Here is a 13,406-nt window from a genome sequence, read left to right on the forward strand (position 1 = left end):
CGTGATCTGGCGCCATCGCTCTTCTTTGCTCCGGCTGCCTGCCTACCCCAACAGCAGCACTGCGCCGCAGCCCGTCAGCGCCAGCGTCCATACGCGGTCGAGGTTGATCCATCCCGTGCGCAGGAAGGCTATGCCGACGCGGTCGTAGACCAGCAACGCTACGGTGCCGATAGCGAGGAGCATGGTCAGCGTATGCAATCCCAGCGCCAGCAGCGCCGGCATCAGCGGGCCACTGGCGGCCGGCCCGCCGGCCACGGCGCTGCACACCGGCAGCAGCGCCGGCACCAGCATCAAGCCCGCCCCATGCGTGCCGGCCATCAGGAATGACCACAGCGCCAGCCCGGCCATGCCGGCCTGCATGCCCACGCGCGGATGCTGGCGGTGGCCGCGCAGGGCGTGCCAGCCGGCCCAGGCGATCAGCACCGCGCCACCGGCGCGCGCCAGCCATTGGGGATCGAGCAGGCTGCCGAGCGTGAGCGTGGCGGCCAGTACCAGGGCTACCGCCAGCGCATGGCCAAGCGCGATCGGCAGCAGTGCCAGCAGCACTACCTTGCGCCGTCCGCGATGCAGCCCGAGCGCTACCGCGAACAGCCAGCCCATCGCGGGATTGATGCCGTGGAACAGACCCAGCGCGGCGATGGCCAGCCAGGGCCACCAGAGTGGCCACAGCGTGGCGAAGTGCGTGCCCAGCGGCACGCCCGAGGTGGCGGGCATGGCGGGGCCGCTATGGGTAGCAGTACGAATCCGACGAGCAGTCGCCGCCTTGCAGCCTGACCTGGTGCGGACGATGGCCCGCCGGCCAGCGCAGGAAGAAGCGCGGGTCGAACGCGATGCCGCCTTCGGGCGCGGCGTCCAGCTTGACCATCCAGCCGTCGATCCCCTCCGGGTAGAACTGCGGATCGACCGCGCCGTAGAGCGAGTTGGTGAAGTAGACGCGGCGCCCGTCGCGGCTGACTTCCACCATCTGCGGGCCGCCGTTGAGCGCGGCGCCGCCGGCGCCGGGATGCGTGGCGCGCGAGACGATACCGCCAATGCGCACACGCCCCCTCTGCTTCGGTGCGAACGGGTCGGAGACGTCGTACTGCAGCAGGTCGCCGGTGCCCCAGCACGCGACATAGAGGAAGCGGTCGTCCATCGACAGGTCGATGTCGCTGACCAGCGGCGGCACCGCCTTGAAGCCCTTGAGGATGGGCGGCAGCAGATCCGGGTCCGCCGGCTCGGCGGGAATATCGATCACCTTGCGCACTGCCCACTTGCCGCTGTCCCGGTACCAGACCCAGATCGATGAAGACAGGTCCTTCAGGCTGATCACGCAATTGACGAAGCCGTACGCCTTGGTGGGGTCGTGCGCGGGGCGCAGCTCGAACACGAGCTGGTACTCCTCGCCGAAGTCGATCTCCTGCAAGTGCTTGCGTCTGGTGAGATCCCAGAAATGCAGGCGGCGGCCGTAGCGCGAGCCAAGCAGGATCTCGGGCACCAGGCCGTCCTCGATCATGTCGGGCGTGCCCCATTCGCTGGTGACCAGCGTGTCGTAGCCGAGGTGCCACCAGCCGTCATAGGCAAAATACTGCGGGCCGCGTTCCACCTCCCACCGCCCGAGCGGCTCGAAGCCCTGCTGGTCCAGCAGCAGGATGCCGCCCGGCCCCTTGCCCTCGGCATTGCCCAGCGCCGTCACGTAGATACCGGCGGGGCCGCAGTGCACGGTGTGCGGGCGCGTATAGCCGGTGCGTTCGGCCAGATCGGCGGGCTCGATGATCTTGGCGATGGCCGGCCGCCGCGGGTCGGGCTGGGTGTCGATGATGTAAATGCGCGACGAACGCAGGCCCGGCACCACGAGGTAGCGCCGTTCCATATGCGGGTGCGGGGCATTCGGGCAGAGGCAGGAAGAGCAGGCGTTCCAGCCGAAGTGATGCAATTCGTCGCCCGCATACGGCATGGGCAACTGCCCGACGATGGTGGCATAGGTCCCGGATGCGGGATCGACGTCGACCACGGCAATGCCGTCGGGCTGGGTACGCGTGGGATCGAACATCGCCACATAGGCGAGTGCCTCGGGCGGCGCCTTTGCTGCCAGGCGGGGCGATGGGTAAAAGCTGGGGTCGGGCTTCCAGGTTGCCATGATGCGCCTCCTCGTACCTAGCCGTGAACCTTGCTGGATAACACTGGCTTAGAACTATAGGACACATCGCGGCAGGCTGAGCCACGCCAGGCACGGGGGATGGACGCCGCCGGTGCAGCGTCAATAAAAAAAGCCAGGCGACGGGCCTGGCTCGGAGTCCAACGGTATCCATGCGCAGCGCCTTAGCGCTCTCGCGATGCAGCGCTCGAAGGCGGTATCGAATTCCCGATCCTTGCTCCGCAAGCGCCCCGAGCCTCGATGGTAGACGTGGTACGAATCGGCGGAAGACTTTTGCGCCGGTACCTCTCCCTCGTCGGTCCGCTGCATCGCGCGGATCTCCATCATCCCGATAATGACGGTAAAGCCCTTGGAAATGGCCATGGCACCTCCGGGAGAACGCCCGATGGCGTTCAAATTGCTGGGCGGGAGAGGGGAGTCGGGCGGCTGTCCGACGCAGCCGTCTTATTGAACCCAGCATGTGCCATGGCCGCAGGAGGAGCAAGCTCCTCATGTTATCTGGCGCACATATGACGGCCAATGCCGGAACGGATGGGCATGGAAGCGATTGCCGTGCCAGGTCAGAAGGCCGGAATCAGCGATCCCTTGAACTCGGTCTCGATAAACCTGCGTACTTCATCGGACTGGTAGGCCTTCACCAGTTTCTTCACCCACGGTTTGTCCTTGTCCTCCACGCGGGTAGCGATCAGGTTGGCGTAAGGCCCGCGCGCGTCTTCCACGGCGATGGTGTCGCGCTGCAGCGAAAGGCCGGCACGGTAGGCGTAGTCGTTGTTGATCGACGCGGCGGCGAGGTCGTCCAGGGCGCGCGGCAACTGGGCCGCGTCGAGCTCGATGAGCCTGAGCTTCTTCGGGTTCTCCACCACGTCCAGCGGGGTGGCGTTGACGCCGTTCTCGCCCACGCCGGGCTTGAGCTTGATCAGCCCGGCCTTTTGCAACAGCAGCAGCGCGCGGTTGCCGTTGGAGGGATCGTTCTGGATGCCAATGCGGGCGCCTTGCGGCAACTGGTCGGGCGACCCGAACTTCCTGGAGTAGATGCCGAGCGGGGCGGTCAGGGTCAGGCCCACCGGCACGATCTTGTAGCCGCGCGCCTTGATCTGGCTGTCCAGGAAAGGCTTGTGCTGGAAGGCGTTGGCATCCAGGTCGCCCGCGGCCAGCGCCTCATTGGGCTGCAGGTAGTCGCTGAAGGTGATCAACTGGATTTCCAGCCCGTCGCGCGCCGCCACTTTCCGCACCACTTCGAAGGTCTGCTCGGCATTGCCCACCGACACGCCGACCTTGATCCTGCTTTTTTCCTGCGCGTGGCCAACGCCGGCGCCCGTTACCATCAGTAGCGCCGCCATCGCGGCGGCTTGCCATCGCTTCATTCTCTGCTTCCTCGCTAGGTTGGGAGGCCGCGTGGCGGCCGACCGCCGAGTATAGAAAGCGCGCGCTGCGCCGCGAACTGATGGTTTCGTCTTAGCTTAGAAGGCGGGTGCGCAAGGCAGGGACGCTAGGACTGCCTCTCGGCCGTGGCCGGGTTCGGCCCAGTGCCGGCGGCCGGCGCCGTCTGCGTGGACCGGTAGCTGTACGCGAGCGCCAGCAGGATGACGATGGGTACCGCCAGGCACCAGAAGGATGCAAACACGTAGGCATAGGCCCCGGACACGGCCCCGGCGGCGAACGCGCCGATGGCGGGGACCATCTTGCGCAGCCGGTTCTTCGCGGGCGCGATCTTGTCGGCCGGACCGCGGGCCAGTTCTACCAGGTCGATGATGACCTGCGTGCTGTTGCCCGTCATGATGGTGGTCGGCACATGGTCGGTCAGCACGATGCGCGACTGCGCGTTCTGGACCGCCATCGCGGCCACGCCCAGCATGCCGGTCGCGATGGCGGATGGCATGTCGGGTGAGGTGACGGGCGAAGCCAGGCAGCCGGCCAGCATGAAACAGGCCAGCAGCACCCCTTGCGCGACCAGCAGCGGCGGAAGCGGCGGCTTGCCGCGCGCCTGCATGGCATCGATCGCGATCTTGGTAGCCGCCACCGACAGGGCGAACACGGGCAACGCCAGCATCTTGGCCGCCACGCCGGTGGTCGAGTGCGCCAGCTCCACGCCGACCATGACAAAGTTGCCGGTCACGTGCGCGGTGAACAGCCCGAACAGCGCGATAAAGCCGACCACGTCGACATAGCCCGCCACCAGGCTAAGCCAGGCGGCCTTGAGCACGTTGCCGGCGGTTGCCTGGGTTTGCGACGGCGATTGCGGCGTGGTTTGCATGGCGGGATCATGTTTGTGAAGTGGCGGGCGCTTGCCTGTACTACAGCATAGAACGGAACCATGGGTGCGAGAGTCTCAATGCCTGCATCGCTCCCTCCGGACAGGAGCCGCACCCGCCGCTCAGGGCAGCGTGGTGCCTTGATCCGCCTGCCAGATCGCATTGCAAATTCCCTTGATTTTTTCAAAAGCTGGCCCATAATCCGGATGTCATGCAAACGTTTGCAAAACAAAAGTAGCGAGAGAGAGGCATATGGAGACGATACTTGCCCCGAGGCATGGCCAGGGCCTTGCCGTGGTGGACGATGAACACACGCTCAGCCAGCTGGTGAAGCGGGCCATGCACGATACCGCCGACCCGCGCCTGCGCCAGGTCGTCGACGCGCTGGTCGATCATTTGCATGCCTTCCTGAGGGAGGTACGCCCGAGTGACGAGGAGTTCGAGTCCGGGCTGCGCTACCTCGCAGCGCTTGGCCACGCCACCAACGCCACCAACAATGAGGTAGTGCTGGCGGCGGATGTGCTGGGGTTGTCGACGCTGGTCACGCTGATGAACAACGGCACCACCGGCGGCCGCACGCCGGGCGCGCTGCTCGGGCCGTTCTATCGCGGCGGCGCGCCGTCCTACGACTGCGGGGATTGCGTGGTGCTAGGCGAGACGCCGGGCCTGCCGCTGTTCGTGACGGGGCAGGTGCGCAACACCGCGGGCGAGCCGCTGGCTGGCGCGCTGGTGGAGGCCTGGCAGGCATCGCCGGTCGGTCTCTACGACAACCAGGATCCGTCGCAGCCCGACAAGAACCTGCGCGGTGCCTTTCGCACCGATGCGAACGGCCGTTTCCATTTCCGTTCCGTGCGCCCGGCAGGCTATCCCGTGCCCACCGATGGTCCCGTCGGCAAGCTGCTGGCCGAACAGAACCGCCATCCGTACCGCCCCGCGCATATTCATTTCATCGCGGCCGCGCCAGGCTATCGCACGCTGGTGACGCAGGTGTTCGCGGATGACTCCGAACACCTGGAATCGGACGTGACCTTCGGCGTGCACCGCGAACTGGTCGGGCACTTCCGCCGCGTGGACGACGGCGCCAGCCCGTGGGGCGGATTCTCCGCGCCGTTCTACACGCTCGACTTCAACTTCGTGCTGGAGCCCGGCGAGCAGACCTTCCCGACGCCTCCCATCGACTGATTACCTACGACAGAAGAACTCAATATGGCAATTTCAGATCAAGCGGTGATGCCGCAGCTTGCCGGCAAGGTCGCCGTCATCCTTGGCGGTACGGGCGGCATCGGCATGGCCACGGCGCACAAGCTGGCAAGCCTCGGTGCCAGTGTCGTGCTGGTCAGCCGCAAGCCGGAGACCGCCGCGCACGCCGTGGCCGGACTGCCGGCGGGCAATCACCATGCTGGCGTGGCGGAGGTCAGCGACACGGCCTCGCTCACGCGCCTTGCCGATGAAGTCCAGCGCAAGTACGGCCGCATCGACATGCTGGTCAACAGCGCCGGCTTCACCAGGGCGATCCCGCACGGTGACCTGGACATGCTGGACGACGCGCTCATCGACCAGATGTTCGCCGTCAACTGGCGCGGGCAGTTCGCCGCGATCCGCGCGATGGCCCCGCACCTGAAGGCCACCGGGGAAGGGCTGGTGGTCAACGTGGGATCGATCGCCGGGCGCACCGGCATGGGCAGCAATGTCGCGTACTGCGCCGTGAAGGCGGGGCTCGACATGATGGCCGTCTCGCTGGGCCGCGCGCTGGCGCCGGAGATCCGCGTGCTCAACGTATCGCCCGGCGTGGTGGATACGGATTTCGTGCCGGGGCGCGACAGCGCCTTCAACGAGCGGGCGGCGAAGACCACGCCGCTCAAGCGCATCGGCAGGCCGGACGATGTGGCCGATGCCATTGTTGCCTGCGCGACTTCGCTGCGATTTGCCACCGGCACCACCATCGTGGTCGACGGCGGGCGCCAGCTTGGGTGATTCGGCTGCGCTCGCCCGCACCGAAGCGCAAAGAACCCGTTTTCGAGACATCAACCCGTCCGCCATGCACAGCAGAAATACCATCATCACCTGCGCCGTCACCGGCAACATCGTCACCCCCGAGCAACATCCCGGCTTACCCGTGACGCCCGCGCAGATCGCCACCGCGGCACTGGAAGCAGCCGAGGCCGGCGCCGCCGTCGCCCATATCCATGTACGCGATCCCGCGACCGGCCGGCCATCGATGGCGCTCGAGTACTACGCCGAGGTCATCGAAGAGATCCGCAAGCGCAACAAGGCGCTGATCATCAACCTCACCACCGGCCCTGGCGGACGCTTCGTACCGGACGACGACGAGCCTCGCCGGGCCGCCGCCGGCACCACGCTGGTTCGTCCGGAGGTGCGCGTGGCGCATATTGCCGCGTTGCGCCCCGACGTGTGTTCGCTGGACCTCAACACCATGAACTCCGGCCCCGACGTGGTCATCAACACGCCGAAGAACGTACGCAAGATGGCGGCCGTCATCCGCAGCGCGGGGGTCATGCCTGAGCTTGAGATCTTCGACTCCGGCGACCTCCACATGGCGCGCGACTTCATCAAGGACGGCGTGCTGGACGGTCCCGGCCTCTGGACCTTCGTGCTCGGCGTGAAATACGGTTTCGCGGCCACGCCGGAAACCCTGTTCTATGCCCGCAACATGCTGCCGCCGGGCGCGCACTGGTCGGCCTTCGGCATCGGGCGCGCGGAGTTTCCGATCGTGGCGCAGTCGTGGCTGGCGGGAGGGCATGTCCGGGTCGGCCTGGAAGACAACATCTACCTGGAGAAGGGCGTGCTCGCGCCGGACAACGCCGCGCTGGTCGCCAAGGCGCGGGACATCATCGCGTCGCTGGGCGGCGCAATCGCGTCGCCGCGCGAGGCCCGGGCCACGCTCGGCCTGCGGGCGGCATGAGCGCGAAGGCAATCCTGCCAGCGGCGCTCCTTCATATTGACAACACAACTACCTACAAACGTAACCAGGTGCACGACAAGATGAACACTATCCGCGTTTCCCGCAAGGCCGCGAACATCGACGAGCTGCGGCTCGAATTCGTCGGCATTCCCAAGCCAGCCGCCGCTGCCGGCCAGTGCGTCATCGAGGTGGCCAGTGCCGGCGTCAACCCGAGCGACGTCAAGGCCACGCTGGGACTGATGCCGCACGCCGTGTGGCCGCGCGTGCCTGGCCGCGACTACGCCGGCGTGGTGGTGGACGGTCCCGCGCACCTGCTGGGCAAGGAAGTCTGGGGCAGCGGCGGCGAGCTTGGCATTCGCCGCGACGGCACGCATAGCCGTTACCTGACGCTGGACGCCGCCGCGGTGCGCGAGAAGCCTGCCAACGTCACGCTGCGGGAAGCCGGCGCGGTCGGCGTCCCGTTCGTGACCGCCTACGAAGGCCTGCGGCGCGCCGGCTTGCCGAAGGCGGGCAGCGTGGTGCTGGTCTGCGGCGGCAACGGCAAGGTTGGCCAGGCCACCATCCAGATTGCCACCGCGCTGGGCGCTCATGTATTCGCCGTGGAGCGAGAGGCCGGCCCGTATCGTGGCCACGCAAGCAGCACGGTGCGCATAATGGATGCCAGCCGCGACAACATCGCCGAGCTGGTGCGGGAAGAAACCGACGGCCACGGGGCCGATATCGTCTACAACACGGTCGGCAGCCCATACTTCGAGCAGGCCAACAAGGCCATGGCGACCGGCGCCGCGCAGATCTTCATCTCGACCATCGACCGCGCCGTGCCGTTCGACATCTTTGCCTTCTACCGCGGCCAGCATACCTATGTGGGCATCGATACGCTGGCGATGGACAGCATCGCATGCGCGGCGGTCTTCGATCAGCTCGCCCCGATGTTCGCGGAAGAGCAGCTCAAGCCCTTCCCGGTGCGCGCCGACTACACCTTTCCGCTGGCCAGTGCTGCCGACGCGTATCGCGCCGTGTTGCAGGGCGCCCGGGAACGCGTGGTGCTGACGCCGTGAACACGACGCGTTTCGCCACGGCGCCGGCGTATTTTCCGCCCCGGCATGAGGGCATGCGCTGCCTGCGCCTGCAGGGCCACGAGGCAGGGCCGTCCGAGTCGCTCTGGTTAGGCGTCTCGGTCATCCTGCCGGGCGGCCATACCGGGCTGGATGCTTCGCCCCTGGAAAAACACTACGTGGTGCTGGAGGGAGAGGTGACCATCAGCAGCGGGACGGAGGTTGTGCGACTGGCGCAATACGACTCGGTGCGGCTTGCGCCGGGCGAAGCCCGCAAGGTGGAGAATCCGGGCAACCGTCCTGCCATGCTGCTGCTGGCCATGCCCTGTCCGCCATGATCCCGCAGATTTTTTAGTTTGAATGCAAACGTTTGCACATGCTTCAAATTGACGTGGTGAATCGAGCGTTGCGATCCCGTACCAAGGGGAGGGAACATGGAAGAAGCCTGGAGGCGTGGGTGGGAGGATGCAGGCAAGGGTTGTGGCACAGGCGCTGCCGGGCACCGGTGGCTGGCGCTGGTTGCGGTGGCATGCGCTCCGGTGTACGCGCAATCCTCGGTGACGATCTATGGGCGTCTGAATACCAGCATCGAGTATTCGCGTGCCAGCACCGCTATGGACGGTACTTCGCTGGGCGGCGTGGGACGGCTGACCAATAACCGGTCGGTCTTCGGCCTGCGGGGAGAGGAAGGACTCGGCGGAACACTAAAGGCAATCTGGCAGATCGAAAGCAACCTGTCGCTTGACAACGGGACCGGGCAGATTGCGGGACGGAACTCGCGCATTGGCCTGACCGGCAGCTACGGGACCTTCTTCATGGGGCACTGGACCACGCCGTACACCGAAGCCACCATGGAATACGATCCCTATTACCCGACCACGGCCGGGTATATGGCCCTGATCAGCAACGGCGCGGCATCGACCACGAACAACATCCAGAACACCAGCTCCTTCGACCGCCGGCAGCAGAACATCGTGCAGTACCGCAGCGCCGAATGGAACGGCTTGCGCGGAGGGGTGGGCTGGGGCGTGCCCGAGGAAAAGCTCACGACGCCGCGTAACCCGGCGCTGTATTCGTTCGCCGCGACCTATGACCGCGGGCCGCTCAATGTGGCGCTGGCCTACGAACTGCACCAGCATTACCAGACTGCCGGCCGCAACGACGACGCCATCAAGGTCGGGGTGTCGTACCAGTTCCCGACCACCAGGATCGCGGCGGTCTACGAACGGCTGCACTACCGCACCGCCACGGGCGACCTGACGCGCAACGGCTACTACACCTCGGTGGTGCAAAAGCTCGGGCCGGGCAGCATAAGACTGGGCTTCACCTTGGCAAGCAACGGTGCTGGCAACGCCACCGAGACGGTGGGGTCCATCAGCAGCGGCGCGGATACCGGCGCAACACAGATCACGATCGGCTACGACTATCCGCTGTCCAAACGCACCGCGCTCTTTACCTACTACAGCCGCATCAATAACAAGAAAAACGCCATCTACGATTTCGCCATCAACGGTCTAGGGGTGTCCGCGGGGGCCGATCCGCAAACTTTCGCGCTTGGCATGCGCCATTACTTCTAACCCTCGAACCTGACCATCGCACCGCCCAACCGCGGCCGGATTGCGATCCGGCCGGCCAAGAGGCGGTGGAGGAGACAAACGTGATTCGAAAGAGCTTGATACGCGCCGCCGCCGCGGCCGGCGTGGCGGGTGCGTTCGCCCTGCCGGGCGCTTCCGGGCAGGCACATGCCCAGCCGGCCAGGTACCCCACCAAACCCATCCGGCTGGTGGTGCCATTCTCATCGGGCAGCGCCACCGATATCCTCGCCCGCATCGTCAGCACCAGGCTGGGCGAATCCGGCGGTTACCAGATGATTGTGGAGAACCGGCCCGGTGCCGGCGGCACGCTTGGCGCCGCGCTGGTCGCCAAGGCGGCGCCCGATGGCTACACCCTGATCCTGGTGTCGGTCGGGCATGCCATCAACGCCACGCTGTATCCCAGGCTGCCCTACGACACCGTCAAGGACTTCGCCCCGGTGACGCTGGTGGCGACGGTGCCCAACGTGCTGGTGGTCAACGGCGCCAGCAAGCTGGGCTCGGTCAAGGACGTGGTGGCGGCCGCCAAGGCGAAGCCGGGCGCCATGAACTTCGACTCGGCCGGCTCCGGCAGTTCGACCCACCTGAGCGGCGAGCTGTTCAAGATGGAGGCTGGTGTGGACATCGCGCACATCCCTTACAAGGGCACGGGCGAGGCGCTGACCGATGTCATGGCGGGCCGCGTCGACCTGATGTTCGCGCCCACGGTCTCGGCGATGCCGTTCGTGCGCCAGGGCAAGCTCAAGGCGCTGGCGGTCACCACGCCCCGGCGGGCAACCTCGCTGCCGGACATCCCGACCGTGGCGGAGTCGGGCCTGCCCGGCTATGCATTCGAGTCCTGGTTCGGCGTGCTGGCGCCTGCCGGTACGCCGAAGGAAATCGTCACGGCGCTGAATGGCGAAATCGCGAAAGCGCTAGGCACGCCGGCGGTGCGCGAGCGCCTGCTGGTGCAAGGGGCGGAGCCGCGTACGTCCACGCCGCAGGAGTTCGAGCGCTACATCAAGGCGGAGATCGCCAAGCTGGCGCCGGTGGTCAGGCAGTCGGGCGTGCAGGCTGGCCAGTAGGGCGCCGGCAAGCTGAGGTGGCCACGCGCAAGCGCGCGTGGCCACGGCGGCCTGGGATGGAGGGCGGTTCGGCCGTCTTCGCATAAAATGGCATGTTCTCATTCACCGCACCCCCCAGCCTGCCGTCATGGACCAGCGTAAGCGCATTACCCTCAAGGACCTGGCGGCGAAGGCGGATGTCCATTACTCCACTGTCTCCCGGGTGATGAATGCGTCCACCCGGCACCTGGTCGCGGACGAGGTGGCGGAGCGCATCCTGCGCATGGCGGATGAGCTTGGCTTCCGGCCGAACCGCATCGCCGCCGGCTTGCGCACCAAGCGCTCCGGACTGATCGGCGTGGTGCTGCCGGATATTGCCAATCCGGTATTTCCGCCCATCCTCGCCGGGCTCGAAGGCGTGCTGGCCTCCCAAGGCTATGTGCCCATCGTGGTCAATGTCGGCGCCGACAAGGCGCGGCAGCGCTTCGTCATCGACCAGATGCTCGGGCGCCAGGTCGATGGCCTGATCCTCGCCACCGCCGAGCGCGAGGATCCCGTCCTGGATTACTGCGTCAAGCAGAACATCCCCGTAGTCATGGTCAATCGCGGGGAGGATCTCGGCAGGGTGCCCTGCGTGGTCAGCGACAACATGGTGGGGATGCGGCTGGCGGTGGATCACCTCCTTGCGCTGGGCCATCGCCGTATCGGCCATATCGCCGGTCCGGACTCGTTGTCCACCGGGCACCAGCGCAAGCTGGGCTTTATCGAAGCGGTGCGCAAGCACAAGCTGCGCAAGAGCGAATGGATGATCGTGGAAGCGGCGAACTACGGCCGCGAAGCGGGCCGCGAGGCATGCCAGGCGCTGCTCGCGCAGTTTCCCGCCCTGACTGCGATCGCCGCCGGCAACGACCTGGTGGCGCTGGGATGCTACGACTATTTCCGCGAAGCGGGGATCGCCTGCCCTGGCCGGGTCTCGGTGGTTGGCCACAACGATATGCCGTTCGTGGATGCACTCACGCCGCCGCTCACCACGATCCGCATCGCGGTGCACGAAATGGGGGCGAAGGCTGCCACCTTGCTGCTGGCGCGCATCAAAGGCGCAGGCGCCGAGGCGGCCAGCGTGGTGCTGTGCCCGGAGCTGATCGTTCGCGGCTCGACGGCGCCGCCGGCGGCCTGACCGCAGTCAGTCAGGTTTACTCGCCCAGCGGCGCCATGGCAACCTGCCAGCGTGGCCGGCAATCAGGGCGTCAGCGCGGCCACCCGTTGCCCGACGTAACCACCGATGGCCAGCGATGCGCTCAGCCCCGGCGACTCGATGCCAAACAGGTTGAGCAGGCCCGGAATGCCATGCTCGCGCTCGTCTTGCACGATGAAGTCGGTGGCGCTGTTGTGCATTGACGACCCCGGGCCGGCCAGGCGGGGGCGGATGCCCGTATAGCCGGGTTGCAGGTCGCCATCGCGCAGGCCGGGGTAGTAGCGGCGCACGGCGTGGTAGAACGCGGCTTCGCGCGAGGCGTCGAAGCGGTAGTCCACGCCGTCGCGCCAGTCCAGGTCCGGGCCGAATTTGCACTGCCCGCCCAGGTCCAGCGTTACGTGCGCGCGCAGCGCGCCTGCGCGGCCGGCGGGATAGACCAGGCGCTGGAAGGGCGATGGGCGGCCCAGCGTGAAGTAGTGGCCGATGGCGTGATAGAGCGGCGGGATCTTGTCGGCCGGCATGCCCGCGATGGCCGTTGCCACTCGCTGCGCGCCAAGGCCAGCCGCGTTGATGACGGTGCCGCACAGCAATTCCGTTGGTTCGGCGCCGCCCACCTTCAGAACGATGCCATCCGGGGTTGGCTGTCCTGCCAGCACCGGACTACTCAGTGCCAGCGCAGCGCCATGGCGTTCTGCGTCGCCCAGGTAGGCCAGCATCAGGCCGTGGCTGTCGACGATGCCGGTCGACGGTGACAGCAAGGCCCCCGCGCAAGCCACTTCCGGCTCCAGGGCGCGCGCCTCGGCGGCGCCGATGATGCGCAGGTCGGTGACACCCTGGGCCGCGCCTAGCTCCACGTAGTTGTGCAGTTCGGGAAGGTCGGCTTCCTGTACCGCGACGATCAGCTTGCCAATGCGCTGGTAACCGATCCCGCGCTCGGCGCAGTAGTCGTACAGCGCCGCCTTGCCGGCCACGCAAAGCCTGCCCTTGAGCGAGCCCGGCGCATACGAGATGCCCGCATGAATGACTTCCGAATTGCGCGCGCTGGTGTGGGTGCCGAAGGCGTTCTCCGCCTCCAGGATGACCACTTCGCGGCCGGCGGCGGACAGGGTGCGGGCGATGGCGAGTCCCACCACGCCAGCGCCGATGACGGCGCAGTCAACGCTTTCCATTTTGCAGAAACTCCGGTTGAAGAAGGTTGGGCTTGCTTTC

14 protein-coding genes are annotated in these 13,406 nt (G+C 66.7%); 8 read left to right on the plus strand and 6 right to left on the minus strand.

Annotated features, from left to right (window positions below):
- Positions 1–42: 42 nt before the first annotated feature.
- The 5 genes from AC1DT6_RS19875 to AC1DT6_RS19895 all read right to left on the minus strand — a co-directional run bounded on the left by AC1DT6_RS19875 (position 43) and on the right by AC1DT6_RS19895 (position 4,391).
- Complete coding sequence (locus AC1DT6_RS19875; RefSeq protein ID WP_441625213.1) at positions 43–714, minus strand: hypothetical protein; 672 nt, start codon at positions 712–714, stop codon at positions 43–45.
- Positions 715–724: 10 nt separating this feature from the next.
- A complete protein-coding gene (locus tag AC1DT6_RS19880; RefSeq protein ID WP_441625215.1) occupies positions 725–2,119 on the minus strand; it encodes a selenium-binding protein SBP56-related protein in 1,395 nt (464 codons plus the stop codon).
- A gap of 120 nt (positions 2,120–2,239) precedes the next feature.
- Entirely contained in the window at positions 2,240–2,500 is a 261-nt protein-coding gene (locus AC1DT6_RS19885; protein WP_276291170.1) for a hypothetical protein, read from the minus strand.
- Positions 2,501–2,697: 197 nt separating this feature from the next.
- Positions 2,698–3,501: a MetQ/NlpA family ABC transporter substrate-binding protein gene (locus AC1DT6_RS19890; RefSeq protein ID WP_441625218.1), complete on the minus strand. Its 804-nt coding sequence runs from the start codon at positions 3,499–3,501 to the stop codon at positions 2,698–2,700.
- Between the two features lie 125 nt (positions 3,502–3,626).
- Positions 3,627–4,391 (minus strand): YoaK family protein, encoded by a 765-nt coding sequence (locus tag AC1DT6_RS19895; RefSeq protein WP_441625220.1) that lies wholly within the window; start codon positions 4,389–4,391, stop codon positions 3,627–3,629.
- Positions 4,392–4,641: 250 nt separating this feature from the next.
- Between AC1DT6_RS19895 and AC1DT6_RS19900 the strand changes: the two genes are divergently transcribed.
- From AC1DT6_RS19900 to AC1DT6_RS19935, 8 genes are all read left to right on the plus strand, one after another.
- Complete coding sequence (locus tag AC1DT6_RS19900) at positions 4,642–5,571, plus strand: dioxygenase family protein (protein ID WP_441625222.1); 930 nt, start codon at positions 4,642–4,644, stop codon at positions 5,569–5,571.
- Between the two features lie 24 nt (positions 5,572–5,595).
- Positions 5,596–6,363, plus strand: a complete 768-nt coding sequence (locus AC1DT6_RS19905; protein ID WP_441625224.1) for an SDR family NAD(P)-dependent oxidoreductase — start codon at positions 5,596–5,598, stop codon at positions 6,361–6,363.
- Positions 6,364–6,427: 64 nt separating this feature from the next.
- Positions 6,428–7,312, plus strand: a complete 885-nt coding sequence (locus AC1DT6_RS19910; RefSeq protein ID WP_441625226.1) for a beta-keto acid cleavage family enzyme — start codon at positions 6,428–6,430, stop codon at positions 7,310–7,312.
- Between the two features lie 80 nt (positions 7,313–7,392).
- On the plus strand, positions 7,393–8,370 hold the full coding sequence (locus AC1DT6_RS19915) for a quinone oxidoreductase family protein (protein ID WP_441625228.1): 978 nt from the start codon (positions 7,393–7,395) through the stop codon (positions 8,368–8,370).
- Positions 8,367–8,705, plus strand: a complete 339-nt coding sequence (locus AC1DT6_RS19920; protein ID WP_441625230.1) for a cupin domain-containing protein — start codon at positions 8,367–8,369, stop codon at positions 8,703–8,705. The genes AC1DT6_RS19915 and AC1DT6_RS19920 overlap by 4 nt, the downstream gene beginning before the upstream one ends.
- A gap of 96 nt (positions 8,706–8,801) precedes the next feature.
- The gene (locus AC1DT6_RS19925; protein WP_441625232.1) at positions 8,802–9,944 is read left to right on the plus strand and encodes a porin; all 1,143 of its coding nucleotides are present in this window, start codon (positions 8,802–8,804) and stop codon (positions 9,942–9,944) included.
- 95 nt (positions 9,945–10,039) lie between these two features.
- Complete coding sequence (locus AC1DT6_RS19930) at positions 10,040–11,023, plus strand: tripartite tricarboxylate transporter substrate binding protein (RefSeq protein WP_441625312.1); 984 nt, start codon at positions 10,040–10,042, stop codon at positions 11,021–11,023.
- Positions 11,024–11,150: 127 nt separating this feature from the next.
- Positions 11,151–12,179: a LacI family DNA-binding transcriptional regulator gene (locus tag AC1DT6_RS19935; protein ID WP_441625234.1), complete on the plus strand. Its 1,029-nt coding sequence runs from the start codon at positions 11,151–11,153 to the stop codon at positions 12,177–12,179.
- A gap of 62 nt (positions 12,180–12,241) precedes the next feature.
- On the opposite strand, the gene AC1DT6_RS19940 is transcribed toward AC1DT6_RS19935, so the two are convergent.
- Positions 12,242–13,366, minus strand: a complete 1,125-nt coding sequence (locus tag AC1DT6_RS19940) for an NAD(P)/FAD-dependent oxidoreductase (protein WP_441625236.1) — start codon at positions 13,364–13,366, stop codon at positions 12,242–12,244.
- Positions 13,367–13,406: the final 40 nt, after the last annotated feature.

The sequence above is a fragment of the Cupriavidus sp. 01L45 genome (assembly GCF_056399885.1).

Excerpts from the sequence above, each read along its gene's own strand:
- AC1DT6_RS19940 (WP_441625236.1), bottom strand. The coding sequence starts at position 13,366 with ATGGAAAGCGTTGACTGCGCCGTCATCGGCGCTGGCGTGGTGGGACTC.
- AC1DT6_RS19875 (WP_441625213.1), bottom strand. The coding sequence starts at position 714 with ATGCCCGCCACCTCGGGCGTGCCGCTGGGCACGCACTTCGCCACGCTG.
- AC1DT6_RS19900 (WP_441625222.1), top strand. The coding sequence starts at position 4,642 with ATGGAGACGATACTTGCCCCGAGGCATGGCCAGGGCCTTGCCGTGGTG.
- AC1DT6_RS19890 (WP_441625218.1), bottom strand. The coding sequence starts at position 3,501 with ATGAAGCGATGGCAAGCCGCCGCGATGGCGGCGCTACTGATGGTAACG.
- AC1DT6_RS19905 (WP_441625224.1), top strand. The coding sequence starts at position 5,596 with ATGGCAATTTCAGATCAAGCGGTGATGCCGCAGCTTGCCGGCAAGGTC.
- AC1DT6_RS19885 (WP_276291170.1), bottom strand. The coding sequence starts at position 2,500 with ATGGCCATTTCCAAGGGCTTTACCGTCATTATCGGGATGATGGAGATC.
- AC1DT6_RS19895 (WP_441625220.1), bottom strand. The coding sequence starts at position 4,391 with ATGCAAACCACGCCGCAATCGCCGTCGCAAACCCAGGCAACCGCCGGC.
- AC1DT6_RS19880 (WP_441625215.1), bottom strand. The coding sequence starts at position 2,119 with ATGGCAACCTGGAAGCCCGACCCCAGCTTTTACCCATCGCCCCGCCTG.
- AC1DT6_RS19935 (WP_441625234.1), top strand. The coding sequence starts at position 11,151 with ATGGACCAGCGTAAGCGCATTACCCTCAAGGACCTGGCGGCGAAGGCG.
- AC1DT6_RS19915 (WP_441625228.1), top strand. The coding sequence starts at position 7,393 with ATGAACACTATCCGCGTTTCCCGCAAGGCCGCGAACATCGACGAGCTG.
- AC1DT6_RS19925 (WP_441625232.1), top strand. The coding sequence starts at position 8,802 with ATGGAAGAAGCCTGGAGGCGTGGGTGGGAGGATGCAGGCAAGGGTTGT.
- AC1DT6_RS19910 (WP_441625226.1), top strand. The coding sequence starts at position 6,428 with ATGCACAGCAGAAATACCATCATCACCTGCGCCGTCACCGGCAACATC.